Source organism: Caulobacter sp. FV2ps19 (assembly GCF_058681035.1).
The window spans coordinates 3203542-3228331 of record NZ_CM178729.1 but is presented as its reverse complement, the minus strand read 5'-3'; the positions used below and the strand labels follow the sequence as shown (position 1 = coordinate 3228331).

Annotated in this window: 22 protein-coding genes; 10 read left to right on the top strand and 12 right to left on the bottom strand. The window is 65.7% G+C overall.

What is annotated here, in order from left to right; all coding sequences use genetic code 11:
- Nucleotides 1-17: 17 nt before the first annotated feature.
- The 7 genes from ACW18B_RS15265 to ACW18B_RS15235 all read right to left on the bottom strand — a co-directional run bounded on the left by ACW18B_RS15265 (nt 18) and on the right by ACW18B_RS15235 (nt 7203).
- Nucleotides 18-1304, bottom strand: coding sequence for an MFS transporter (locus tag ACW18B_RS15265; protein WP_492047876.1), 1287 nt, complete (start codon nt 1302-1304; stop codon nt 18-20).
- Between the two features lie 114 nt (nt 1305-1418).
- Nucleotides 1419-2123 carry an isochorismatase family protein gene (locus ACW18B_RS15260; protein ID WP_492047875.1) on the bottom strand — a complete coding sequence of 235 codons (705 nt, stop codon included), beginning with the start codon at nt 2121-2123 and terminating at the stop codon, nt 1419-1421.
- A gap of 17 nt (nt 2124-2140) precedes the next feature.
- Nucleotides 2141-3070, bottom strand: a complete 930-nt coding sequence (locus tag ACW18B_RS15255) for a polysaccharide deacetylase family protein (protein WP_492047874.1) — start codon at nt 3068-3070, stop codon at nt 2141-2143.
- Nucleotides 3067-4020 (bottom strand): polysaccharide deacetylase family protein, encoded by a 954-nt coding sequence (locus ACW18B_RS15250; protein WP_492047873.1) that lies wholly within the window; start codon nt 4018-4020, stop codon nt 3067-3069. The genes ACW18B_RS15255 and ACW18B_RS15250 overlap by 4 nt, the downstream gene beginning before the upstream one ends.
- Nucleotides 4021-4050: 30 nt before the next feature.
- Nucleotides 4051-4671 carry a 3-isopropylmalate dehydratase small subunit gene (gene leuD / locus ACW18B_RS15245; RefSeq protein WP_492047872.1) on the bottom strand — a complete coding sequence of 207 codons (621 nt, stop codon included), beginning with the start codon at nt 4669-4671 and terminating at the stop codon, nt 4051-4053.
- Between the two features lie 4 nt (nt 4672-4675).
- Nucleotides 4676-6085: a 3-isopropylmalate dehydratase large subunit gene (locus ACW18B_RS15240; protein ID WP_492047871.1), complete on the bottom strand. Its 1410-nt coding sequence runs from the start codon at nt 6083-6085 to the stop codon at nt 4676-4678.
- Nucleotides 6085-7203 (bottom strand): CaiB/BaiF CoA transferase family protein, encoded by a 1119-nt coding sequence (locus tag ACW18B_RS15235; RefSeq protein ID WP_492047870.1) that lies wholly within the window; start codon nt 7201-7203, stop codon nt 6085-6087. The genes ACW18B_RS15240 and ACW18B_RS15235 overlap by 1 nt, the downstream gene beginning before the upstream one ends.
- A 103-nt stretch (nt 7204-7306) precedes the next feature.
- On the opposite strand from ACW18B_RS15235, the gene ACW18B_RS15230 reads away from it, so the two are divergent.
- From ACW18B_RS15230 to ACW18B_RS15220, 3 genes are read left to right on the top strand one after another with little or no spacing between them, the layout of a single operon-like run.
- Nucleotides 7307-8254 (top strand): hydroxymethylglutaryl-CoA lyase, encoded by a 948-nt coding sequence (locus ACW18B_RS15230; protein ID WP_492047869.1) that lies wholly within the window; start codon nt 7307-7309, stop codon nt 8252-8254.
- Nucleotides 8255-8271: 17 nt separating this feature from the next.
- Entirely contained in the window at nt 8272-8976 is a 705-nt protein-coding gene (locus ACW18B_RS15225) for an acyl-CoA thioesterase (RefSeq protein ID WP_492047868.1), read from the top strand.
- Nucleotides 8977-8987: 11 nt separating this feature from the next.
- Complete coding sequence (locus ACW18B_RS15220) at nt 8988-9830, top strand: alpha/beta fold hydrolase (protein ID WP_492047867.1); 843 nt, start codon at nt 8988-8990, stop codon at nt 9828-9830.
- On the opposite strand, the gene ACW18B_RS15215 is transcribed toward ACW18B_RS15220, so the two are convergent.
- Entirely contained in the window at nt 9827-10840 is a 1014-nt protein-coding gene (locus ACW18B_RS15215; protein ID WP_492047866.1) for a zinc-binding dehydrogenase, read from the bottom strand. The two genes, ACW18B_RS15220 and ACW18B_RS15215, sit on opposite strands and share 4 nt — an antisense overlap.
- Nucleotides 10837-12438: an FAD-binding oxidoreductase gene (locus ACW18B_RS15210; protein WP_492047865.1), complete on the bottom strand. Its 1602-nt coding sequence runs from the start codon at nt 12436-12438 to the stop codon at nt 10837-10839. Before ACW18B_RS15210 ends, ACW18B_RS15215 begins: the two co-directional genes overlap by 4 nt.
- 140 nt (nt 12439-12578) lie before the next feature.
- Here ACW18B_RS15210 and ACW18B_RS15205 point away from each other — a divergent pair, with 140 nt between their 5' ends.
- The 3 genes from ACW18B_RS15205 to ACW18B_RS15195 all read left to right on the top strand — a co-directional run bounded on the left by ACW18B_RS15205 (nt 12579) and on the right by ACW18B_RS15195 (nt 17897).
- Nucleotides 12579-14270 (top strand): alpha/beta fold hydrolase, encoded by a 1692-nt coding sequence (locus tag ACW18B_RS15205; protein ID WP_492047864.1) that lies wholly within the window; start codon nt 12579-12581, stop codon nt 14268-14270.
- Nucleotides 14267-15265: a zinc-binding dehydrogenase gene (locus tag ACW18B_RS15200; RefSeq protein ID WP_492047863.1), complete on the top strand. Its 999-nt coding sequence runs from the start codon at nt 14267-14269 to the stop codon at nt 15263-15265. The genes ACW18B_RS15205 and ACW18B_RS15200 overlap by 4 nt, the downstream gene beginning before the upstream one ends.
- A 352-nt stretch (nt 15266-15617) precedes the next feature.
- Nucleotides 15618-17897 carry a TonB-dependent receptor gene (locus ACW18B_RS15195; RefSeq protein ID WP_492047862.1) on the top strand — a complete coding sequence of 760 codons (2280 nt, stop codon included), beginning with the start codon at nt 15618-15620 and terminating at the stop codon, nt 17895-17897.
- Nucleotides 17898-18002: 105 nt separating this feature from the next.
- Here the strand turns inward: ACW18B_RS15195 and ACW18B_RS15190 are convergent, their stop codons facing one another.
- The 3 genes from ACW18B_RS15190 to ACW18B_RS15180 form a co-directional block, all read right to left on the bottom strand.
- Nucleotides 18003-18884: a VOC family protein gene (locus tag ACW18B_RS15190; protein WP_492047861.1), complete on the bottom strand. Its 882-nt coding sequence runs from the start codon at nt 18882-18884 to the stop codon at nt 18003-18005.
- Nucleotides 18885-18995: 111 nt separating this feature from the next.
- Complete coding sequence (locus ACW18B_RS15185) at nt 18996-19352, bottom strand: hypothetical protein (protein WP_492047860.1); 357 nt, start codon at nt 19350-19352, stop codon at nt 18996-18998.
- Complete coding sequence (locus ACW18B_RS15180) at nt 19349-20566, bottom strand: class I SAM-dependent methyltransferase (protein WP_492047859.1); 1218 nt, start codon at nt 20564-20566, stop codon at nt 19349-19351. Before ACW18B_RS15180 ends, ACW18B_RS15185 begins: the two co-directional genes overlap by 4 nt.
- Before the next feature lie 139 nt (nt 20567-20705).
- Here ACW18B_RS15180 and ACW18B_RS15175 point away from each other — a divergent pair, with 139 nt between their 5' ends.
- From ACW18B_RS15175 to ACW18B_RS15160, 4 genes are all read left to right on the top strand, one after another.
- Complete coding sequence (locus tag ACW18B_RS15175) at nt 20706-22340, top strand: alpha/beta fold hydrolase (protein WP_492047858.1); 1635 nt, start codon at nt 20706-20708, stop codon at nt 22338-22340.
- A 93-nt stretch (nt 22341-22433) separates the two neighbouring features.
- Nucleotides 22434-23237, top strand: coding sequence for a GntR family transcriptional regulator (locus ACW18B_RS15170; RefSeq protein ID WP_492047857.1), 804 nt, complete (start codon nt 22434-22436; stop codon nt 23235-23237).
- A gap of 36 nt (nt 23238-23273) precedes the next feature.
- On the top strand, nt 23274-23930 hold the full coding sequence (locus ACW18B_RS15165) for a hypothetical protein (protein ID WP_492047856.1): 657 nt from the start codon (nt 23274-23276) through the stop codon (nt 23928-23930).
- A gap of 24 nt (nt 23931-23954) precedes the next feature.
- Nucleotides 23955-24788 (top strand): aspartate/glutamate racemase family protein, encoded by an 834-nt coding sequence (locus ACW18B_RS15160; protein WP_492051740.1) that lies wholly within the window; start codon nt 23955-23957, stop codon nt 24786-24788.
- Nucleotides 24789-24790 lie beyond the last annotated feature (2 nt).

The window sequence follows — 24790 nt, the reverse complement described above, 5'->3', positions numbered from 1 at the left end:
TTTTTCGCCTCGCGCGTTCAGGCGGCCGGTGCGTGGTCGGCGCTTCTTGCGACATCGTCGGCGACGGAGTCCGGCGGCGTCTCGCTCTTTCGGTATCGACCCGCCGTCAGCAACAGCAGGGCGCCGCCGATGAACAGGCCGGCCGAGACCCAAAGCGCCATTTGGTAGTTTCCGGTCTTGTCGAACGCCATGCCATAGGCGACCGGGGCGAAGCCCGCGCCCAGGGCGTAGGCGCCGTAGAGCGCGCCATAGATCGAGGCGTAACCGCGCATTCCGAAATAGCGCGCGGTCAGATAGGCCAGCAGGTCGTATTCCATGCCGGCCGAGAAGCCCAATAGGCAGATGGCCAGGAAGGCGTGAAGATAGTTCGCGCCGGGCAGGGCCAGGGCGACGCAGCCCAGGGCCGAGGTGGACAGCAGGACCAAGGCCACGGCCGGCGCCCAGAAATGGTCGATCAGCCAGCCGCCTAGCAGGCGCCCGAAGATCACCGAAAGACCGATCAGCGGGGCCAATGTGACGACCTGTTCCAGCCCGAAGCCCTGGCTCTTGAGCAGGTTTTCCATGTTCGGGATCGGCCCGCCGGTCGCGGCGGCGATCGGCAGGAAGCCCAGCCAGATGGCCCAGAACGACCATTTGCGGACAGCCTGCTTCAGGGTCAGCCCGTCCACGGGGACCGGCGGCTTGTCCTCCGTCTTTGCGGCGGTCGGAGCGTCCTTGTCATGGAAGAACTTCAAGGCCACGGGCAAGGCGATCAGCAGCGGCAGGGCGCCGATGACGAAGTACACCGAGCGCCAGCCGTAGCTGGCGATCAGCCACGCCGCGAACGGCTTGATCAGGAAGCCGAACAGCCCGGTGCCCAGCAGGCCGATGCCAAGGGCCAGGCCGCGACGGCGGTTGAAGTGGGCGCTGATCGGCCGGGTCCAGGTGATCGGCAAGGTGCCTACACCGCCAAACGCCATGACCAGCCATGTCAGATAATAGAGGGCCAACGAGCCGTTCGAGAAGCCGAACGACATGAAAGCCAAGCTGAAGACGACCAGCGAGACCAGTGTCACCTTCCGCACCCCGAAACGGTCGGCCAGCAGGCCGGCCAGCGGGCTGGCCAGCAAGGCGCCGAGGGTCATCAGCGGAATGCCGCCCATGATCTCCGAGAACGACCAGCCAAAGCTCTTGGCCAGCTGCGGCGCGACCATGCCGATCGTGTAGAAGGGCACCGGACCTAGACCCAGCCCGACCCCGAGCAGGGCGCAGAGGACGAGGGGCCAGCCCTTCGAAAATTCATTGTCCTGGGCGGACTGGGCCATCGGGCGCTCCACGCTTTAAAGGGTATATTATTATATCATTCTTTGGCGCTCGACCGTCCAAAGGCAAGGCCCAAAGCGACGCTTCGAAGACACTGTGCGAAATGCGGGCGCCGATCAGCCTTTCTGGCGCGCCGTCAGCCAGGCGATCACCTCGGCCACCTCGACCACGTCGGCATATTTTAGCTGCAGGTCGGTCAGGTTGGCGAAGTGATAGCTCTCGTGCTTGTCGGCGACGCATTCCTCGGGAACGATCGTCCGATAGCCGCGTGACAGCGACTCCACCGCCGTGGCCCGCACGCAGCCCGAAGTGGATCCGCCGGTGATCACCACGGTGTCGACCTTGTGCCAGACCAGATAGCTCTGTAGCTGGCTTTCGAAGAACGCGCTGGGCATGCGCTTGGTGTAGACGAGGTCAACCGCCTCATCGATCTCGACCCGGGGATCGAACTGGTGGCGGGGGCTGTCGTACTTGATGTTCTGCAGGCTGTCGGGCGTGTCGGTGCGGGTGCCCCAGACACCGGCGTCGCCGCCGTCGGCCTTGTAGGCCACCCGTGTCCAGACCACCGGCATGCCGGCCCCGCGCGCCAGGCGCGAGATCTGGTTGGAATAGGCGACCTGATTAGGATCGGTCACATAGGCCGACTTGGGAAACAGGTCCGGCCGGGTATAGGCCTGCTGGAAATCGATATTGATGATCGCCAGCTTCTCGCCGAACCCGAAGCGGGTGCGGGCCGGATTGGCCTTGACTGCCTCATAGAGCTGCCGGGCGGTCTTGTCTTCGCGAACCATGGTGGGTTCGAACTTGAGGTCTTGGGTCATCGCGCTCCTCGCGGCGTTCAGGCGGCGGTCTGGGCCAGGGCCCAGGCGTCGACGATCTCGGAAACGGTCGCGGTCCGGACGGCCGGATCCTCGCCCAGGGTCTTCAGGGTCGCGGCCATGATCGCTGTGCGGAACGGCTGGCCGCTGACATAGGGCGTCAGGGTGAAGCCCAGCATCTGGCCGCCATGGCGAGGACCTTCGCCCTTCAGGCAGGAGACGGCTTCCAGGATCTGACGGCTCCAGCTGTCTTCATCCTGCCGACGATCAATCAGCAGAAGGCGGTCGTCGAGTTCGTTGGACAGCGGCGCGGCGATGATATGGCCGGCGGCGGTCGCCATCGTCACGGGAACATTGTCCTGTTCCCAGTCTAGGCAGATCTCAAAGCCGGCCTCGGCCAGGAGCTCCAGGGTGTTGAACGACTGCTGGCGCGCCGGGCTCATCCAGGCGCGCGGTGAGAGGCCGGCCTTGGCGAACCGCGCCTTCACTTCAGCGATCCAGGCCTGCTCGGTCTCGCGATCCAGCCCGCCATGGTGAATGTGGTCGGTGTCCAGGCCATAGGCGGCGATCTCGTGGCCGTCGGCCAGGATGGCGTCGACCAGCGGACGAACCGTGTCGAGCAGCACGGCGTTGATCGGGAAGGTCGCTTTGGCGCCGGCCGCCTTCAGCGCCTTGAGAATCCGGAACACGCCCACCCGGTTGCCATAGTCGCGCGTCGTGTAGTGACGAAGGTCGGGATAGGGCGTGACCATGGCGCCAGGATGCTTGAACGGTTTGCCGTCCGGATTGAGCATGTGAAACTCGATCGGCACGACCACCATCGCGGCCACGAGCTCTTGACCCGGCCAGGCGATCGGAGCGCGCGCGTCCGCTGGGCGCCAGGGGTAGAGAGTCTGGTCCATGCCATAGCGGCGGTGTGGATAGACGAGATAGTCCTCGGGCAGGCTCATGCTTGCGCCTCCGAGGGAGCAAAGCCGAACCCGCTGGTAGCCAGCCCGCGACGGGCGACATCGCTCAGGGTCTGGTTCCAATAGGTCTGACGGTAGTGGTCGGCGATCTCGGCAGCGGTCGTGATCCAGACGTCGTCGGCGTTGGCGGCGATATGTTTCAGGGCGGCTTCGAATGGACCGATCCGATGCGGCTGGCCGACCAGATAGGCGTGCAGCGGGATGCACATCACCGTGCCGCTGTCGTCCGCCTCGACCAGAAGCTGGTCGAAGTGGCGCTTGAGGATATCGGCGTAACGCCATGGATCCATGGCTTGTTGGCCATAGGTGATCACGTCATTGACCTCGAGCGAATAAGGCATCGAGACCATGCGGCCCTCGCGGGTCTTGATCGGCTGGGGCTGGTCGTCCTGGAAGAGGTCGCAGGTGTACCAGAAGTCATATTCGCCCAGCAGATCGAAGGTGCGCTCGGTATGGGTCAGGGCCGGGGCCAGATAGCCGCGGATGCGCTGGCCGGTGGCGTTCTGGATGGTGCGGATCGAGTCCTCGATCACCGCCCGCTCCTGGGCCTCGGTCATGTTGTAGGAGTAGCGGGTGTTATAGATGCCATGGGAGAAGAACTCCCAGTTGCGCGCCACACAGGCCTCGATGATCTCGGGATGGTGGTCGATCAGGGCGGTCGACAGCGAGATCGAGCCGCGCATGCCGTAGCGATCCATCAACTCCATCAGCCGCCAATGGCCGACGCGGTTGCCCCAGTCCCGCTGCGAATAGCCGACCACATCGGGGGCGGGCTTGGGCCAGCCGCCGCGCGAGGGGTTTTTCGGCGGATCGAACTCGTAGAACTCGATATTGGGGGCGATCCAGAAAGCCAGCTTCTTGTCGCCGGGCCAGGTGATCTTGGGGCGGTCCTGATAGGGCCAATAGTCGTAGAGATTGGGCGTGGCGTGCATGTCGGTCCCTACGGCCTCCTCGTGGCAAGCTTACAGATAGATCCAGGGCCGCTGGGCCCTGTCGGCGTCGCGAAACGCCAGGATCGTTTCGCGGGCGCCAAGCGTCAGGTCGATCTCGTCCAGGCCCAGCATCAACATCGTCTTGGCTTCAGGAGACAATTCGAACGAAGCCGTAAGGCCCGAAGCCGCGGCCATCGTCAAACCTTCCATGTCCAGGGTCAGCGGACGGCCTTGCGGATCCGCTGCGATATCCGCCGCAAAGGTGGCGATCATTTCGGGGGAAAGGATGATCGGCGCGATGCCGTTGCGAATGCAGTTGTTGAAAAAGATCGGGTTGAACGACGGGGCCAGAACGCCGCGAAAGCCATATTCGGCCAGGGCCCAGGCGGCGTGCTCACGGCTTGAGCCGCAGCCGAAATTCTCGTCGCTGAGCAGAAACTGGGCGCCGGCATAGGCCGGCTGGTTGAGCACGAACTTCGGATCGAGGTCGCGTCCGCCCACCGTCGTATAGCGCCACCCGGCGAATAGGCCGTCCGAAAGGCCAGTCTTGGAGACACCCTTCATCTCGCGCGAGGGAATGATGGCGTCGGTGTCGATATTGGCCCGGATGAGCGGGGCGGCGACGCCGGTGAGGCGGGTCAGGGGCAGCATGATGTCACCGGCTCAGAAGGCGGGGGTCAGCGATCGCCCCGGCGATGGCGGAGGCCGCCACGGTCTCGGGCGAAGCCAGGTGCGAGCGGGTCTTGGGGCCTTGTCGGCTCTCGAAATTGCGGTTGGTCGAGGTGACGACGCGCTCGCGCTCGCCAAAGCTCTCACCGCCGGCGAAGAAGCACATCGAGCAGCCGGATTCGCGCCATTCAAAGCCCGCCTCCAGGAAGATCTGGTCCAGGCCCTCGGCCTCGGCCTGGGCTTTCACCTGGGTAGAGCCCGGCACGCAGATGGCCCGAACGCCTGGGGCGACCTTGCGGCCGGCCAGCAGGGCGGCGGCGCGGCGCAGGTCCGAGATGCGGCTGTTGGTGCAGGAGCCGATGAAGGCGCCCTGGATGGGCAGGCCCAGAAGCGGCTGGCCCGGCGCGAGGTCCATATAATCCAGGGCGCGGTCATAGGCTTCCCGGCTGTCGCGCTGGGCGACGCTTTCGAAGCTGGGGACGGCGCCGTCCAGCGGTCCGCCCTGCTGGGGACTGGCGCCCCAGGTGATCATCGGGGCTACGTCCGCCGCGTCGATGTGAACCTCGACGTCGAAGCGGGCGTCGGGATCGCTCTTCAGATCCTGCCAGCTTTTCAGGGCATGGACCCATTCCGCGCCCTTGGGCGCGTAGGGGCGACCGTCCAGATAGTCGAACACTACCTGGTCGGGGGCGATGATCGCGCTGAACGCGGCCAGTTCGGTGGCCATGTTACACAGCGTCAGGCGCCCCTCGAGCGGCAGGGCCGAGATGGCCGATCCCGCATATTCGACGATGCAGCCCTTGGCGCCGGACGAGGAGATCTTGGCCACAACATGTAGCGCCAGGTCCTTGGCGGTCACGCTTTCAGACAGGCGGCCATCGACCGTGATCCGCATGGCCCGGGGCTTCTTCATGCGCAGCGCGCCGGTGGCCAGAGCGTGCTCGGCCTCGGTCGAGCCGATGCCCCAGGCCAGGGCGCCCATGGCCCCTTGTGTGCAGGTGTGGCTGTCGGGACAGACCAGGGTCGCGCCCGGCAGCACCAGGGCCTGTTCAGGCGAGATCACATGGACGATGCCCTGACGCGCATCGTCGATGTCGAAAACCGTGATCCCGGCCTCGCGCGCCGCGTCCCGGGTTTCAACGATGAAGGCCGTGCCGGTCGGCATGGTGGTCTTGTCGCCGCGCCCCGGGAAGGTGTCGACCACATGGTCCATGGTGCAGAACACCTGGGTGGGCGAGAGCACGGCCCGGCCGGCGGCCTTGAGGCTTTTCAGCGCCACGCCGCCGGTGCGTTCATGCAGCAGCACGCGGTCGATCAGGATCAGGGCGCCGCCGCCCGGAAGCGGGGCGATGTCGTGAGCGTCCCAGATCTTGTCGAGCAGGGTCTTGCCGCCCATCAGGCGACGCCCTCGCTGGCGGCTTCGACGGGCGCGGGATCAAGATAGACGCTCATGCGGCGGCCGCCCATCTCCAGCGGCAGGGCCGGCAGCAGGGTGCGCGCGCCATTGGGCAGCTCCACCTCGACCAGACCGCCGCCGGCCAGGAGGTGGCGATCCTCGAACAGGTCTTCGGGGCGCGTGATCGGTGCGAAGGGCAGGGCGATGGTTTCCAGCTTTTCGGCAAGATCGGCCAGGGAGAAGGCCTTGAACGCCGCGCGCACCACCGGCAGGATGCGGTCGCGCTGGGCGACACGGACATTGTTGGCGGCCAGGCTGGCGTCGTCGCCGATCTCGCCTAGATCGAACGCCTGGGTGAAGGCTTTCCATTGACTGTCGCTGACCACGCCGACGAAGATCTGTTGATCATCGCCGGTTTCGAACACGTCATAGATCGCCCAGGCCGAGATGCGGGCGGGCATGGGGTTGGCGGCCTGGCCGGTGACGGCCTTCTGGGCCATGTGCTGGCCGACCAGGAAGACCGTGGTCTCAAACAACGAGCACTTGACCATCTGACCCCGGCCGGTCTTTTCGCGCTCGGCCATGGCGGCCAAAACGCCGATGACGCCGAACATCCCGCCGGTCACGTCGATCACCGACGCGCCCGCGCGCAGCGGCCGGCCAGGCGGGCCGGTCATATAGGCCAGGCCGCCCATCATCTGGGCCACCTCGTCCAGGGCGGTGCGATTCTCGTAGGGGCCAGCCAGGAAGCCCTTGGCCGAGCAGTAGATCAGCCGCGGATTTTCCTGGGACAGGGCGTCATAGGACAGGCCCAGGCGATCCAGCGCCCCGGGGCGGAAGTTTTCGAGCAGGATGTCAGCCTCAAGCGCCATGGCCTTGGCCTTGGCCAAGTCCTCGGGGGACTTCAGATCCAGGAACACCGCGCGCTTGTTGCGGTTGTACATCGGGAAATAGCCCGAACCCGAGCCGATCAGGCGACGGGTGGGATCGCCGCCCAGCGGCTCGACGCGAGTCACATCGGCGCCCAGGTCGGCCAGGATCAGCCCCATGGTCGGGCCCATGACCATGTGGGTGAATTCCACCACCTTCAGACCTGAAAGAGGGCCATTCGCGGTCATTCGCAACTCCTGATCGTCCCCTGTGCGGGAGGCGTTGGTGTGACCCTACAATATGGTCTATAAATATATCAATCTTCGTTTTGGTCCTATCAGGGGGAGTCTCTTGCAGCCCGCCATTCTCATCAGTGAAGTCGGTCCGCGCGACGGACTGCAGAGCATCAGCGCGATCATGCCGCTGGAAGCCAAAAAGGCCTGGATCGAAGCCGAATATCGCGCCGGTGTGCGCGAGATCGAGGTCGGCTCGTTCGTGCCGGCCAAGGTCCTGCCGCAGCTGGCCGATACCGCCGAAGTCGTCAGCTTCGCCCGCACGCTGCCCGATCTGACCGTAGCGGTTCTCGTGCCGAATCTGCGCGGGGCTCAGGCCGCCATCGAGGCGGGCGCGCACAAGATCACCCTGCCTTTGTCGGTCAGCGAAACCCACAGCCTGCGCAATGTGCGCCGCACCCATGTCCAGATGCTGGAAGAGGCGCGCGCGATCGCCCAACTGATCGCCGCCCAGCCGCTCGACTCGCGTCCGAAATTCGAGGGCAGCCTGTCGACCGTGTTCGGCTGCACGCTGGAAGGCCGCATCGACGATGCTCAGATCATGCGCCTGGGCGAGGGTCTGATGCAGGCCGGTTGCGATGAGGTCGGTCTGTCGGACACGACCGGCTACGCCAATCCGGCCGAGGTCAAGCGCCTGATCCGGATGGTGCGCGGCGCCTTCGGCGACGAGGCCCTGACTGGGATCCATCTGCACAACACGCGCGGCCTGGGCCTGGCCAACGCCCTGGCGGCGCTGGATTCGGGTCTGACCACGCTGGACAGTTCCCTGGGCGGCCTGGGCGGCTGTCCGTTCGCGCCCGGCGCCAGCGGCAATATCGTCACCGAGGATCTGGTGTTCATGCTCGAGGCCATGGGCCTGTCGACGGGCATTGATCTGCCTGCCCTGCTGGCGGTGCGCGGCATCCTGGCAGAAGCCCTGCCGGGCGAGCCGCTCTATGGCTTCACACCGGACGCGAGTCTGCCGCTGGGCTTCATCCCGGCCACGCCGAGCGCCGCCGCCGCATGATTGGACCTGCAAGCCGTTTGGTCGATATCGTTTTTCCAAACGACACCAATCATCATGGCACCCTGTTTGGCGGAACGGGGCTGTCTCATCTGGACAAGGTGGCCTTCGTGGCGGCGACCCGTCACGCGCGGATGGCGTTCGTCACCGCCTCGTGCGAGCGCATCGACTTTGGCGCGCCGGCCCGGCTGGGCGAGATCGTCGAGGCCGAGGGCCGCGTGATCCGTGTGGGCCGTCGCTCGATGGGGGTCGAGGCCGTGCTGATGGCCGAAAACCTGCTGACCGGCGAGCGCCGCGAATGCACGCGCGGCGTCTTCAACATGGTGGCTGTGCCGGCCGAAAATGCGCCCTTGCGGGCCATCCCGCCGCTGGAGGAGGCCGCGCCGGAGGCCGAAGACGATGATCTGACGATGGTCGAGATGGTCTTTCCGGGGCGCACCAATCACTACGGCACGCTGTTTGGCGGCGAAGCCCTGGCGATGATGGGCAAGGCGGCGTTTGTCGCCTCGACCCGCGCCCTGCGCGCGCCGGTCATGATGGCGTCGTCGCAGCAGATCAGCTTTCAGGAACCCATAGACGGCGGCGACATCGTTGAGCTCAAGGCCAGCGTCGTCGGCGCGGAAGACAAGGGCGCGGTAGTCCGCGTCGAGCTGTGGGCCGAGAATGTTATCAGCGGTCAGCGCCGTCGCTCAGCCGGCGGCGAGTTCCGCATGCGCGTACTTTAGCGAGGATTGAGATGAGCCAAGCTAGCGGAACACTTCGCCGCGCCTTTGTCGATCTGCCTGGTCGGCAGGTTCATCTGCGTGAGGGCGGGGCGGGCGCGCCGTTGGTGATGCTGCACGCCTCGCCCGGATCCTCCGCCCAGCTGGCGCCGTTGGCCCTATCGTTGGCCGGGAGCCGGCGGGTGATCGCACCGGATACGCCCGGCAATGGCGACAGTCCCGCCCTGGCCGTGGCGGCGCCGGAGATCGCCGACTACGCGCGGGGGCTCATCGAGCTGCTGGACGCGCTGGAGCTCGAGACGGTGGATCTCTATGGCTCGCACACCGGCGCGGCGATCGCGGCGGAGGCGGCGATCCTGGCGCCGGGGCGCGTCCGCCGTATCGTGCTGGACGGCTTTGGCCTGTTCTCGCCGTCTGAGCGTGATGAGTATCTCGACCGCTATGCGCCGACCTTCACGCCCGACCTGACCGGCGCCTATCTTCAGAATGCCTTCATGTTCCTGCGCGACCAGCTGGTCTATTGGCCCTGGTATGGCCGCTCCGCCGCGCATCTGCACGGCGGAACCCTGCCGCCGCCCGCAGCCTTGCACGCCTGGCTGGTGGAACTGCTCAAGGCGGTCGAGACCTATCCTTTGGCCTATGGCGCGGCGTTTCGCTATGTCGGCGCTGAGCGGCTGCCCCTTGTGACCCAGCCGGCCCTGGCCCTGGCGCGGGCCGGCGATCCGCTGAAGCCGCATACGCGCGCGGCGGCCAACCTCATGCCGCAGGCGACCTATGCCGACATGTCGCAGGGCGGGGGCGATCCCTGGGGCGCCGACCCCGCCGCTGCGATCAACGCCTTTCTCGACGCTGATTAGTCCTGCGAGAGGCGGGCGACGACCTTGCCCATCGACTTGCCCGAGGTCAGCCAATCGACGGCGTCATAGATCCGATCGACCCCGTCAAAGAGGGTTTCGTCGGTGCGCACGACCAGCTTGCCGGCGTCATAGAGCGCCAGCAGGTCGGCGCGCGCCGCCGGCCAGTGTTCTGTGAGGCGACCGTTCATGAAGCCCCGGATGGACGCGGACTTGTAGTAGAGCCTGTGGCCGATGCGCGGGGCCAGAACCAGTTCGGGTCCGGCGTCCAGATCCTGGGCGACGCCCGCGACCACCAGGCGGCCATGGGGGGCGAGGTTTTCGGCGAAGGCGTCGAACACCTCGCCCCCCACGGTGTCGATCGCCAGGTTCAAGGCGTCGGGATAGTCGCGCTTGAGGACTTCAGCGATCGACTCCGAGCGGTAGTCGATGACGACGTCCGCCCCCAGGTCCTTGACGAAGGCAGCCTTGCGCGCGCCGCCACAGATGGCGATCACCTTGCAGCCCCGGATCTTGGCCAACTGCACCAGGATATGGCCCATGCCGCCGGCGGCCGCCGAGATGGCCACCAGTTCGCCGGGCTGGATCTGGCCGATCACATGCATGGCGACGTGGGCCGAGACGCCGGTGGAGGCGAGGGTCAGCATTTCAGCGCTGGCGTTGGGCAGGCGCACAAAGGCTTCGGCCGGACCGACATTGCGCTCGCGGTAGCCGCCGCCAAACCGTGTGCTGGCCACCGCGTCGCCCACCTTCAGGCTTTCGACGCCCGGCCCCACCGCATCGATGACACCCGAGGCCTCCACGCCCATCACCAGGGGCGGGGTCAGCTTCACATAGGCGACCGCGTTGCGCGCGATCTGCACGTCGAACAGGCCATTGATCCCGCACCAGCGATTGACGACCGAAATCTCGCCCAGCCCCGGCGCGACCATCGGCAGATCGACGACCTTGGCGGCTTCCCTCAGCGTGGGCGCGAACGTCTGCAGTTGCAGCGCGCGATAAGTCTGGCTCATGCGCCAAGGCCCAGCACGCCGGGGTTCAGGCGGCCATCGGGATCCAGCTTGGCCTTGATGGTCTCAAGCAGGCTCCAGGCGGCCGGATCGCGGCTGTCCTTGTAGGGATAGGAACGGCCGATCTGGAAGTGGCCTGCGCCGCAGCTCTGGAAGACGGCGATCACCCGCTTGCGGGCCTCGGCGACCACGGCGGCGGCCTCGGCATTGGCGGGCAGGGCAGGTAGTTTGGCCAAGTGCGGGGCCTCGATCGTCGCTTCATGCAGCTGATGGCGCGCATCGGGCCAATAGAAGGTTGGCTCCACGGTGCAGGCGTTGGTCGAGACGGTGGTGAACAGAAAGCCGGTATAGACGCCGTGCTTCTCGAACTCGGGCGCCATGTCGGCGAAGACCTGGTGGATGCCGGCGAAGGCCGCCTTCGCCTGAGACAGCGGCAAAACACCATGCACCGGCGCCCAGCGCTCGCCCTCCGGACCCAGAATGCTGTTGAGCGGCGCGAACGGCATCGCCCGGATGACCTTGGGGATGGTGTTCTCGATTTCCGCCCCGCCAAACCGAGCGACGATGGCGCGCGCCTCGGCCATGTCGGCGTCAACGGCGGCTTTCGAGCGGCCTTCACAGATGACATGCAGCGGATAGGTGTCTTCCTCGATGAAACTCCGGCCGGCCATGGCGATCTTGGCGGCTTCCTTCATCCCGGAAAACAGGGACTTCTGCTTGGCGACCACATTCTTGAGGGCCGACATGTCGGTCGCCAGAGAGGCGCGTTTCATCCGCACGCGGGTCAGGCCGGGGTCGAAGCCACAGAGCTCGGACGCGAGGCCCGCGCGGGCCATGCTGTTCATGGCGTCCAGCATCTGGGCGCCGGTTTCAAAGGCGAACGAGGCGTAGGCCTCGTGCGCTGGGGTCTGGATCAGGCGCAGGGTGATCTCGGCCTTGACGCCCAGAGCGCCGCAGTCGCCGGCGAAAAGGCCGGTCAGGTCGGGACCGTAGTGACGCCAGTGCGGCGGCGCTCCGTCAGGCCGTACCACGCCGGTGCGCAGGATCTCGCCGGTTCCGGTAACGATGGTGACCGCCACGACGCTTTCGCTGGTGGTGCCGTAGAGGCCCGCGCCGAAGAAGGCGTTGAGCTGCGAGAGTCCGCCGCCGATCGTGGAGGTTAGGCCCGAAAGCGGCCCCCAGAAGGGCGTGCGCAGGCCCAAAGGCGTCAGGGTGTCGTGCAGGGTCTTCCAGGTGCAGCCGGCCTGAACCGTAACCGTCATGTCTTCGGCGTTGACGCTGAGCACCTTGTCCATGCGTGTGGTGTCGAGCGACAGGGTGCGGCCGGTGGTCGGCACATAGCCCATGGTGTAGCTCATGCCGGCGCCGCGCGGCGCCACCTGCAGATCATAGCGGGCGGCCAGGGCGACGGCCTGAGCCAGTTGCTCGGTGTTGGCGGGCGAGACGACCGCCACCACCGTGTGGTCTGAGACCTTGTAGATGTCCTGGCTGAACAGGGCACGGCGGGCGTCGTCCGTGCTGACCTGGTCGGCGCCGACGATCTGGCGCAGCGCCTGGATCACCGGTGTCAGGGCTTCAGCATCCAAGAGCGCCGCATCCATGGGTATCTCCACCGATCAAATTCGAGGCGCCGCACGAGTCCACAGGGTCTCGTGATTGCGCTAATGATATATCCATATAACATCCTGCATCGGATGGCGCGCAAGCCTGGGCGCGTTAAAATCCGACGGAGTTGGCGATCTTGATCATTAGCAGGGGATTTGTTCGCGTCGGCGCCCGTGACACGCACTATCGTACTGCGGGGACCGGGCCCACCGTGGTGCTGTTGCACGACTCGCCAAGGTCATCGGTGCTGTACGAAGCCTTGATCGCCGCACTGGCCGATCGGTTCGAGGTGATCGCGCTAGATACGCCCGGCTATGGCGATTCTGATCCCTTGCCGGACACAGCGCCCAACATCCGGGATTTCTCCCAGGCGCTGGCCCAGACCCTGGACGCCTTGGGCATTGAGCGCGCCGCGTTCTACGGCTTTCACACTAGCTCGAAGATTCTGCTCGATTTCGCCACCCGGGCGCCCGAGCGCGTGGCGGTTGCGGTGCTGGATGGGCTGTCAATCCCGCTGGGTGAGCCCGACGACACCTTCATCAGCCGCTACATGCGCCCCTTTACGGTCGACGAGCACGGCGCTTGGCTGGTGCGCGAGTGGACGAGGGTGCTCGACACCTGGCGCTGGTTTCCCTGGTTCAGTCCCGAAGAGACGGCGCGGATGCCGATCGCCACGCCGTCGATCGAGCTGCTGCAGGCCTATGGGTTCGACTTTTTCCTGTCAGGCCCCAGCTATTCCGGCGCCTATGAAGCGGCCATGCGGCATGATCCCACCGACAATATTCGTCGCGTAACCGCGTCGGTGGTCGTGATGGCGCGGTCCGACGACGTGCTGTTTGCCCATCTGGACCGCCTGCCGAAAGACGCTTCGGAGACAGTGTCGGTCCAGCGGCTTTCCCCTGATCTCGACCTCTGGGAGCAGGCCCTTGGCGGTCTCTTTGGCGATCATGCGCGCGAGGTTCGGGCCTCTTCTCCGATCATGAACGCCGCCGGTTGCGGCCGCCGCTATATCGATCTTCCGCACGGCCAGCTCCTGGTTCGGCGACAGGGGGGGGCGGGGCGGCCAATCCTGATCCTGCACGATGTTCCCGGTGGTTCCGCGGCCGAGCATGAGATGCTGCAGGCCTTGGGCGCCGAGCGGCCTGTCTATGGGATGGACCTGCCGGGATGCGGAGGATCAGATCCGCTGCCGCGACCCAGCGCAGAGGGCTATGTCGAGGTTTTGGCGCAGGCGATCGAGGCTCTGGCGCGCGGTGGTGTCGACCTGATCGCGGAAGGTTTCTCAACGCCGCTGGCCCTGGCGCTCGCCGCGCGCCGGCCAGACCTTGTTCGCGCGCTGGTGCTGGACGGCGTTCTGCTGCTCGATGCCCCGACGCGCGAACGGTTCAAGATCGAGGCTCAACTCTCTCTGTCGCCCGAGCGCTCCGGCGCTCACTGGCTGCGGGCCTGGCGCGTGCTGCGCGACCGGGAAGCGCAGTTTCCCTGGTGGTCGGACGACGTGGACGCCATTCGTCACCGCACGCCGGATATTGACGGTGCTCGGCTGCGCCTGATGACGCTGGATGTGATGAGGCAACCCGAGCACTGGGCCGACGCCTTCAACGCCGCTCTGGATGTGGATGCGATCGAGGCGCTGGGCGCCGTCGCGGCCTCGATCCTGGTTCCTAGCGATGACGGCGATCCTCGGCAGAGCAGCTGGGCTATCGCCGAGGCGCGCGCAGCCGCCGCGCATCTCAAGTTGCGAGAGGGCGCCGTATCGGCGCGCGCTCGCCAGTATCTGGATTTCCTCGCGTCTGAGGATCACTCAGGAAGGACCCCTGCCCGATGAAGAGCCTAGAAGTGGTGCTGGCCCGGACCATCACCCAAATGCCGGTCGCCGAGGACTTCCAGCTGGCCGAGCGGACGATCGCCGCGCCGCAGGACGGCCAACTGTTGGTGCGGGTGCTGGATATTTCTCTGGATCCCTATATCGGGTCGCGCCTGCGCGGTCGCCACCTTGGCGGTTCGGCTCCTGGGGTGGGCGATAGCCTGCCGGGCGAGTGCGTCGCCCAGGTGCTGGAGTCCAGAAGCGCGGACTTCGCGCCGGGGGATCTGGTGGCCGGTGAAGTAGGCTGGAGCCAATATGGCCTGATGGCGGCCGAGAAGGCGCGCAAGCTTGATCCGCGTCCGTCGCCCTCGGCGCATCTTGGGGTTCTGGGGATGCCGGGGCTCACCGCCTGGGCGGGCGTTACCCAACTGGCCAAGGTAGGGCAGGGCGATGTGTTCACCGTCGATGCGGCGGCCGGCCCTGTGGGGGGCGTCGCGGGGCAGTTGGCGCGCTTGCTCGGCGCCAAGGCCTATGGTGTCGCGGGCGGCGCGGAGAAATGCGCTATGGTTCGCGACGTCTATGGCTTCGATGACTGCTTCGACTATCGGGCCGAGGGCTGGGGTGAGCGTTTCGCTCAGGTCGTTCCCGAGGGCCAGACTGTGCATTTCGAGAATGTCGGCGCGTCGATCCTGGCGCCGATGCTTCAGAGCCTTCGGATTGGCGGTCGTATCGTACTGTGCGGCCTGTCCGAGCACTATCAGAGCGGAACGGTCGCCACGCTTCCCGTCGGAACCTTGATCGGCAAACGCGCCAGCGTCTTCGGCCTTGTTGTCTATGACTTCTATCCCCGCTGGTCGGAGTGGATCGAAACGGCCATGCCTTGGGTGCTGGATGGCCGCCTGCGCATCGTCGAGGACGCGGTCGACGGGCTTGTGGCCGCGCCCGCGCATTTCGAGCGCTTGATGCGGGGTCAGAACCAGGGCAAGGCCCTGGTGCGGATCGCCTCACGCGCCTGATACTGGGATCAGGATCTGGACGTCGGCGCTCGTCGACGTCCGGCTCTGCCCTTGGCTCAGGGGCTCGTCGAACGTCTCAGGCGGGCTTGCCGTGAGATGCAGCGATCCGCGATTCATCGCCCCAATCCCTTGAGGCCGAGTGACGGTTCCTGGCTCAACCTAGAAGCGTTTTTCGAGTTTTGACTGCGCTGACTTTGGTCGTGTCGCGCGCGACAGTGCGCTTCGGCGCCTAAGGGATGGGCGCTTTGAACGGATCGTTTGCCACTTGACGACTTCTCATTGTCCGGACATTTAATGGCATAAGAATATAACAAGTGCTCACCACGTGGATGAGGGCGAAGAGGAGGATAGGATGATCAGCAAGCATTGTCTGATTGCTGCGTCTGCGGTCGCGGCGTTGATGGGCCCGGGCATGGCCCAAGCCCAGTCGGGAAAGAGCGACGAATTTCAGCTTGACCAGATCGTGGTGACGGCCCAGCGGCGCGAGCAGAACCTGCAGGACGTGCCGATTTCCGTCTCCGCCTTCAGTTCCAAGCAGCTCGAAGCGCGCCAAGTGTCTCAGGCGCTGGATCTGGTTCGGATGGTTCCGAACCTGTTTGGCAGCAACAACACCGGCTTCAGTTCCGCCAACACCTACTACCTTCGCGGCCTCGGATCGACCGAACAGATCGCAACGATCGACCCGCCGGTGCAGACCTATGTCGACGACATCATTGTGCCGCGTCAGAACGTCAACAACTACGGCTTCTTCGATATCGAGCGCATTGAAGTCCTGCGTGGCCCGCAAGGCACCACGTTTGGCCGCAACTCGACCGGCGGTGCGATCAGCATCGTCACCAAGAAGCCGGGCCCTGAACTTGGCGGCTTCGTCCAGGGCGGCGTCAGCACGTTTGACGGCGCGCAGTTCCGCGGCGCGATCAACCTGCCTGTCACCGACAAGATCCAGACGCGCCTCAATGGCTATTACGTCAAGGATGAGGGCTATCTGCACAACGACGCCACCGGCCAGACCCTGAACGGCAGCAAGAACGCCGGCGTTCGCGGTGCGGTACGGCTCTTGCCCAGCGACGACATGACCATCGACCTGTCGCTTGAGCACATGATGGGCAAGGGCGGCGCGCTGCGCGCCTATACCGGCGATCGCGATCACACCACGATGCGCGGCGTCACCTATGGCGGCACGGGCGACCTGATTTCCGACGCCCTGGCCAATCGCGGCCTGCATACGAAGGCGGAATCCAACGCAGCGGTCGCCAATGTTGAATGGCGCGGCGACAACATCACCTTCACCTCGCTGACGGGCTATCGCTGGTCGACCCAGACCTTCGTCGTCGACTTCTCCTTGCCGGTGAAGGGCTCCGCCACAACGCCGACGCCGTTCTATCTGACCAATGACGGGTCCTATAAGTCCTTCAGTCAGGAATTTAAGGTCAACGGCACGATTGGCGACAAGGCCAAGTACGTCACCGGCGTCTATCTGTTCACCGAGGACAATGACACGCTGGCCGGCCAGGTTCTGGGCTCCAGCGTCTCCTGCAGCGCCGGGCTGAACGGCGCTGGAAACATGACCTGCGGAACCGCCAGGGGCTTTTCGAGCGTCCGCGACATCGTCAATACGACGACCAGCTACGCCGCCTACGCTCAAGGCGAGTATCAGTTCACCGACAAGCTGACCGGCATTGTCGGCGTGCGGTTCACCAACGAAACCAAGAAGGTCGATCTGCGCGCCACCCAGTACGGCGGCATGACGACGGCCGATCTGGTCACGGCCGGTGTCGACACCAAGCTGAAGGCCAATGTGGTCACGCCAAAGTTCGGCCTGAACTATAAGATCGACGACGACAAGATGCTCTATGTCAGCGCCACGCGCGGCTACAAGAGCGGCGGCTGGAACACCCGCACCGCCTACACCCCGCAGGCGTTCCAGGACTTCAATCCGGAATATACCTGGTCTTATGAGGGCGGTCTGAAGAGCGAGTGGCTCGACAAGCGCCTGCGCTTCAACGCCACGGCGTTCCTGGCCACCACCAAGGGCCTGCAGCTGTCCTACACCACGCCGGGATCTGTCGCCGGCACGACCCTGTCGACCCAGGACAATGCGGGCGATATCGAGGTCAAGGGCGTTGAGCTGGAACTGTTTGCTCGCCCGATGCGCGGCCTGGATCTGTACGCCACAGCTGGTCTGCAGGAAGGCAAGTACACCTATGTGAACCCGCGGGCGCAGTCGTTCACCAACGCGGTGACGGGCGTCTATGTGAACGCGATCGATCCGTCCGACGAACTGTCGCGCTTCCCCAAGCAGACGGTTGCGATGGGCGCGACCTATACCCTGCCGGTTTCGGCTGTCGCGGGGTCGTTCACCGGCAATATCGAGGCCAACTACACGGGCAAGTTCTGGACGACGGCCTCCAATTCCGCTCCGTCGACCAGGACGCCAACGGCGCTGAACTCGTTGTCTGAGGCCTATACGCTGCTCAATGTCTCGCTGGCCTATAACAGCGACAACGGCGACTGGTCTGCGGCCCTGGCCTGCAAGAACTGCACCGACAAGGTCTATATCCACTCGGTGTTCAACGGCTACTACTACGGCGATCCGCGTCGCGTGACCTTCACCGTGACGCGCCACTTCTAACGCCTGCAAGCGTGGCGGTGGGCCTCCCCTGGTCCGCCGCCAGACTTGATCTGAAAAAGGCCCGGCGATCGTTCGCCGGGCCTTTTGTCTTGGCGGGGGGAGGGATCAGATCTCGACCACCTCGATCAGCGTGCCGTCCGGTCCCGCGATTGTCCCGACACGGCCGCCGCCATAGATCGCCCCTTCGCGCCGAACCGGCGGGGTGATCCACGGCGCCTGGATCGTGTCGAAGGCCGGGTGCTTGAGCGTGCAGAGCGAGACGCCGGGTGGCAGATGGCCTTCGTGACGCGGTCGCGGTCGGGCCTGGGCGGGATATTGGTCGAACTCGATGAACACGTCGCCGTCATGGCCGCCCATGCGGAAGGCGTGCTGGGTTTCGGCCGGCAGATCGAAGGCGCCGTTGATCATCGTATAGATAATTGAGGTCGAGGCTCCGAGGGTCAGTTTCAGCTGGTCGGTGAACCAGGCGGCCGAAGCCTCCATGTCCGAGCAGGCCATCACTAGGATGAACAGCCGGTCGATGAAGGCCTGTGGGCGCGGCAGGCCCAGGCCCTGGGCCTCGGGCTTGATCTCGGTCAGATAGACGATCTCCTGATCCGGCCCCTTCACCTGCATCGGATGGATGGTGGGGATGCCGTCGATGGTCTTGGGCGGTCCGACGATCTCGAAGGGCGAGCGCAGCATGCGCTCATTCACTGCCAGGACGTCCTGGTTGCAGATCTCGATCGCGGCCCAGCCATAGCTGCGCAGAGGCCGATAGTCGGCGACAGGGGCGTCCTCGAGCAGGCGAAGATAGGCGTCCGCGCCCGAGGCTGGACGCATGACGGCCAAGCGCTTGCCCGCCGAGCCGGGCGCGGCCCAACTGGCGGCGAGGTCCGGATCGATCACGCCCCGCTCGACGCACTCATAGTCCAGCCACTGGGCATAGACGCCAACGGCGGCGTCCAGGTCGGCCACCGTCAGGGTGGCGGCGCGAAGCAGGTTCATCGGCGATGTCCGGTAGGGCTTGGGGGATGGGGCGGTTTTCGAGGGACAAAGCGGCGTAAGGGCAAGCGCGCGAGACGCTTGCCCTTTTGAACGACCGGTCTTGGACGACGGCTATTGCTGGTTCAGTTCGTCGGCCACGGACTCTGAGGTGATGTCGCCCTTGGCAGCGGCCGCCTCGCCTTCCTGCTGAACGATGCGCAGGACACGGGTGAGATATTCCTGGGTCCACAGGCCGCGTTCGGCGGCGGCGTCGGCGTCGGGCTTGAAGGTGTTGATCGCTTCGCGGTCGATCACCCCCTTGCTTTCGAGCAGGCGCTCCAGGGTGTCGATCCGTTGGCGGGCGACCGCCAGTTCCTGGCTGACGGCCAGGGTGATCGCCATCACCCGTTCGACCTCGGGATTGAGGAAGTAGGGACGTTTGCCTGCCGGCTTGGCGGACGAGGCGAGGAGGGCTTCGGTGACGCTCATTGTGCTTTACGGGCTCCGATCACGTGCCAGGCGGCCTTGCGGCCGTAGTCTTCCGAGTCATCATCGGCGGCGTCGGGGAAGACATCGCGATCCACGACGGCGGTGACGGCGCCATGGATCAATTCCTCGGCCTTGAAGCCGGCGGCGACCATGTAGGCGTCCAGATCGATCTCGTGCAGCGCGCTCCAGAACGGCTCGTTATTGTAGAAGGCGTCCCAGTCGCGCATGGCCTGCTCGAACAGCGGCATGCGGGGGTCGTATTGTGGTTGTTCGACGTGCAGAACGATGCCACCGGGCGCGAGCAGGCGATGGGTTTCACCCAGGATCGCCCGCATCGAGCCAAAGGACAGCTCGTGCAGGAACATGGTGGTCTGCACCCAGTCGAAGCTTCCGTCGGCGTAGCGGCTGAGGTCCGAGGCATCGGCCTGCACGAAACGGATGTTCTTGGCGCCCATCGCCTTGGCGCGGGCGGCGCCATAGCGGAGCATCGGCGCGCCCAGGTCCACCGCGACGACCTCGGCGTCGGGGAAGGCCAGGGCCAGCGGCACGGTGTTGTGGCCCAGGGTGGCGCCGATATCCAGGATCCGCTTGGGCTTGAAGTCAGGAAGGTTCTTCTTGACCCAGTCGGCCACCGCAACGCCGCCGCCGTCGGTGAACCTCCCCAGCATGCCGCCCGTGGTGGCGAACAGGGCGCCGTCATAGTTCGCGGCAGCCGAAACATCGCCCGGGAAGCGTTCGGTGTAATACGAACCGGGCATGCAGTGGTGATCCACGGCCGAGACATAGCGCGGCTGTTTCACGGTGGGATCAAGCTCCAGCATGTCCTCGCCGGCCAGCAGGGTTTGCGCCTTCTCGGCCAGGGTTTCGGCCTGACGCAAGGCGGTCCAGCGGCCGGCCTGTTGCCTTTGCTCCATGGTGGCGCGGCGCAAGGCCGACCAGGTCTGGAACGCCGGATCCTTCAGCAGGGCCTTGCGTACGTCATGACGCGTCTTGGGCGCGAGGGTCGGGGCGACGCGCGCGTCATAGGCCACTTTCACGAACGGCATGACCCGCGTGGAAAGGTGCCGGTTCATCTGCGCCAGATAGTTCAGGCGCTCGATTTCGTCGTGATCGGTTTGCGGCAGCAGGGGGTGGCGTCCTACCACGCGGTAGTCCGGCGGACCGTCGTATTCCTGGGCCGGGCCGGTGTTTCTGGCCGGGTTGGATCCATCCATCTTCATTCTCCGGACATGGCGCGCGAGCGGTGCGGTTCTCGCTCGATATGGTCTATGTATATATCAATTGATCACGTAAAGTTCCGAGCGACAAGTCAGCCTCGTCCTTAAGGGATGTCGCTTAGGTGGATCGCTCCGTATGACCCAATTATGTACTGAAGAACGGCACTTTGTCGTCGTTGACGGGCGGACCGTCCACTATCGCCGCTGGGGGCGTGGGCCGGTCGTCCTGGCGGTGCATGGCTCTCCGCAGTCGTCCCGCGCCGTGACCGCCGTGGCCCGGGCCCTGGCCAGCGCGGGTCTGTGCGTCATTGCGCCCGACACGCCGGGCGCGGGTCTGTCGACGCCGCTGCCCCACACCGCGCCGGAGTCCGGCGACTACGCCCTGGCGCTCTTGAGCTTCGCCGACGCCCTGGGGTTGGGTCGCTTTGGCCTCTATGGTTTTCACACCGGCGCCTGCACAACCTGCGCCGTCGCCGCGATCGCGCCGGACCGGGTCGCCGCCGCGACATTTGAAGGCCTGCCGGCCTGGAGCGACCAGGAACGCGCCGACTTCCTCGCCAATTACCTGCCGCCCTTTGCGCCGCAATGGGACGGGTCCCACATGGCCTGGGTCTGGGCGCGGATGGAGGAGCAGGTGCTGTTCTTTCCCTGGAGCGATCCCACGCCCGCCGCTCGCCTGAACTATGATGTTTCCGCGCCGGCGCATCTGCACGCCAACGCCATGGACCTGCTGGAGGCCGGCGACAGCTATCGGGCTGTGTATCGCGCGGCCTTCACCTTCCGGGCGCGCGACTGGCTGTCTCAGGTCACGTCGCCCCACCGCCTGATGGCGGCCCGCAGCGATGTGCTGCTGAGCCATCTGGAGCGCCTGGGCGTGTCCGAGACGCAGGCCCTGGTGCGCGACATGCCGGCTGAGCTGCATGATGCGGCGGCCGCGTTCCTGGCCGCGAACCCCGGCGATCCCGCGCCCGACGCTGCCCAGGTCAGTGCGCCTGACGGGCAAGGCTTGCAGCGCGGCTTCTCGGCGGGTCTGGCCTGGCGCGGCGCCTTGGGCGGGCCGGGCCAGCCACTGGTTCTGCTGCACCCCTGGGGCGACGATCATCGCCGCTTTGATCCGATCCTGGCTCGCATCGCGCGGCGTCGGCCGGTCATAGCCCTTGATCTTCCGGGGCATGGCGCCTCAGCGCCTCTGCAGGTATCTCCCGTGACGGCGTTGGCGAGCGCGTTGGCCGCCCTGGGTCTCCAACGGCCCTGCGTCGTCGGGGAGGAGATGGGAGGCCAGTTGGCCGTCGCCTTGGGCGTGTCGGGCGTCGCCGGTCCGGTCGCGACGCTTGGAGCGGCCGTCTATTCGCCCACCGAGATCGCCGCCATGCTGTCCAATGCCGCGCCGCGCCTGGAGCCTGAATGGGACGGCGCTCATCTGATCAGGGCGTTCAGGATGGCCCGCCATGAGCGGCTGTTCCATCCGTGGTTCCAGCGTGATCATGCCCACGCTCTGCCCTTGTCGGCGGGGCTTGAGGTATCGGATGTCCATCAGCGCGCGGTTCGCCTGCTTCGCGCCGCGCAAGCGCTGCAACCCTTCAACCTCTGGCGATTGAGTTTTGATCTGGTCGGGAAGGCTCTGGCGCTGGGCGATCGCTTGACCGTTTTCGCGCCGCAAAGGGCTCCGCTGTCCGATCCGGAGCGTCTGCGATCTCTCGCTCAGGCGCCGATTTTGACCCCGCCCTCTGTTTCGGCCTGGGCCAGCGGCCTGGCGGCCTTTGAAATCTGAGCGCGACCGTGCAACGTGCAGAATACAAATCAGGCGTCTCAAACTTCAGAGTCGCGATGAAATCCCGGCGCCGCATCAACGAGACCGACAACCATGACTAGCGCTTCCCCGCTTGACGCCGCGCTTCTCGACGACAACTTGCCAACGCCGCTCTACCACCAGATCTATCTGATCCTGCGCGAGCGCATCCTGAAGGGCGACTTTCCAACCGACAGCATGCTGCCGGGCGAGCAGGAACTGGCCAAGCTGCTCAATGTCTCGCGGATCACGGTCAAGCGCGCCTTGAACGAGCTGGCGGAAGACCGCCTGGTCAGCCGGCATCGCGGACGCGGCACAATCGTCACCGGCAGGCCGCCGACCCGCGTGGTGCGCGGGTCATTCGACACGCTTCTGGAGTCGCTCAAGCAACTGGGTCTGGAGACCGAGGTCCAGTTGTTGGACGTCACCGACCTGCCGGCCACGCCCTATGTGGCCGAGCGGCTCAGACTGAAGCCGGGCGAGGGCGTGCAGCGCATCACCCGGATGCGCAAGATTGAGGGCGAGCCGTTCTCGCACATCGTCAACTTTGTGCCCGCTGCGGTTGCCGCAGGTTTTTCTCGGAAAGATCTTGAGCGCCGGACCATTCTTGAACTTCTCGAAGAAGCCGGCGCCGCAGCGTTCGAGGCCGAGCAATGGATCAGCGCGACGGCGGCCGAGCCGAATATTGCCTCGATCCTGTTGCTGGCCGTGGGTGCGCCTCTGCTGAAGATCGAGCGGATCGTGCGCGACAAGCGCGGTCGGCCGGTCCAGTTGGTCAATGCGCTCTACCGCCCTGATCTGTTTGAGTATCACATCCGCGCCCAACGCCAGAAAGGCGATACCGGCTGGCGGCAAGGGGGTGACAGCGCGCCAAGCTAGGATATATGTTCTAAACATATATCAATAGGTGCGTTCATGCTCGTCGCCGTATCGATGCTGGCCCACCTTCTGGTGTTCGCCTACTGGTTGGGCGGGGACCTGGGGGCATTCTATACGTCGGCCTATATGACCGACGCCAAGCGCGCCAAGGGCGAGCGGCTGTTGGCGCTGAAGGTCTTGGGCGATCTGGACATGGCGCCGCGCACGGCCTTGATCCTGGCCCTACCCACCGGCCTGACCCTTGCGGTGGTGAAGACTTGGCTGACCCTTGCGCCGCTGATGATCGGGCTGGTGTGGGCTGCGGCCCTGGCGTGGCTGGCCCTGGCCTGGTTTGTTCACCTGCGCCATAGCGGGCCCGCCAGCCTGGCGCGGCGGCTGGATCTGCTGATCCGTTGGCTGGCGCTTGCAGGTCTGATTTGCGGCGGCGGCTTCATCGTGGCGACCAGGGCCGCGCCGCTCTTCATTGGCCTGAAGCTCTTGATCCTGGGGGGCTGCGTGCTGCTGGGCCTGCTCATTCGCGCCGTCATGGGACCGTTGGGCCCGGCGATCGGCGTGTTGATGGGGCCCTCGGGGCCGACGGTGGAGACCGACGCGGTGATCAGCAAGGTCCTGTCCCGCGCCCGACCCCTAGTGGTCTGCCTCTGGGGGCTTCTGATCTGCGCGGCGCTGCTGGGCGCGGCGACGCCGGTCTAGAGTAAGCACAGAGAGGGTTTGAGCATGAAGATCGGCGTGCTGGGAACCCAGGCCAATCCTCTGACAGGCGCCATTGCGCCGGAACTGGCGGGGCTGCTGAAGGCGGACGTGGTTCTGGCCGCCTATCCGTCCCGCGCGCCGCTGTTTCCCTATACCGAGCTGGACCGCGCGATGCAGGTTCTGGGGCACGTCGAGGCGGGGCTGAAGGCTCAGGCCGACGGCTGCGACGCGGTGGTTCTGGACACCTTTGGCGACTACGGCCTGGCCGTGCTGACGGCGTCACTCAAGATCCCCGTCGTGGGATGCGGTGAGGCGAGTCTTCAGCAGGCCCTGGCGCTGGGGCGTCGATTTTCGGTGGTCACGGTCTGGCCGGAGTCGATGAACTTCATCACCCACAGCCGCCTCGTCGATTGTGGCGCGCAGGCCGCTTGCGCCAGCGTGCGCAATGTCGGCGGCGAAGGCGATCTGGCTGATCTTGAGGCGCCGGGCGGCTATCTGTCGCAAATCGCGGCCGGGGCGACGGGGATAGTGAGCCGCGTCGTGGAGGCCTGCCAGGCGGCGGTGCGTGACGACGGCGCCGAGGTGGTGGTGCTGGGCTGCACCTGCATGTCGCCTATCGCCCAGACAATCGCCGAGCGCTGCGCTTTTCCCGTGCTCAATCCACGGGCGCTGGGTCTGGGCGCGGCCCTGCGGCTTGCCGGTCAAGCGCCGCGGCCTCAGCCGACGATGGTGCGAGCGGCCAGCCTGGAGGCGCTGAGCCGCATGCTTGACGCCGTCGCCCAGACCCCGGCGGAGGGCTGCCCGGTCTGCGTCAGCCTCGATCCCCTTTCCGAAATCCCTTCCAGTCAGGACGTCTAAGC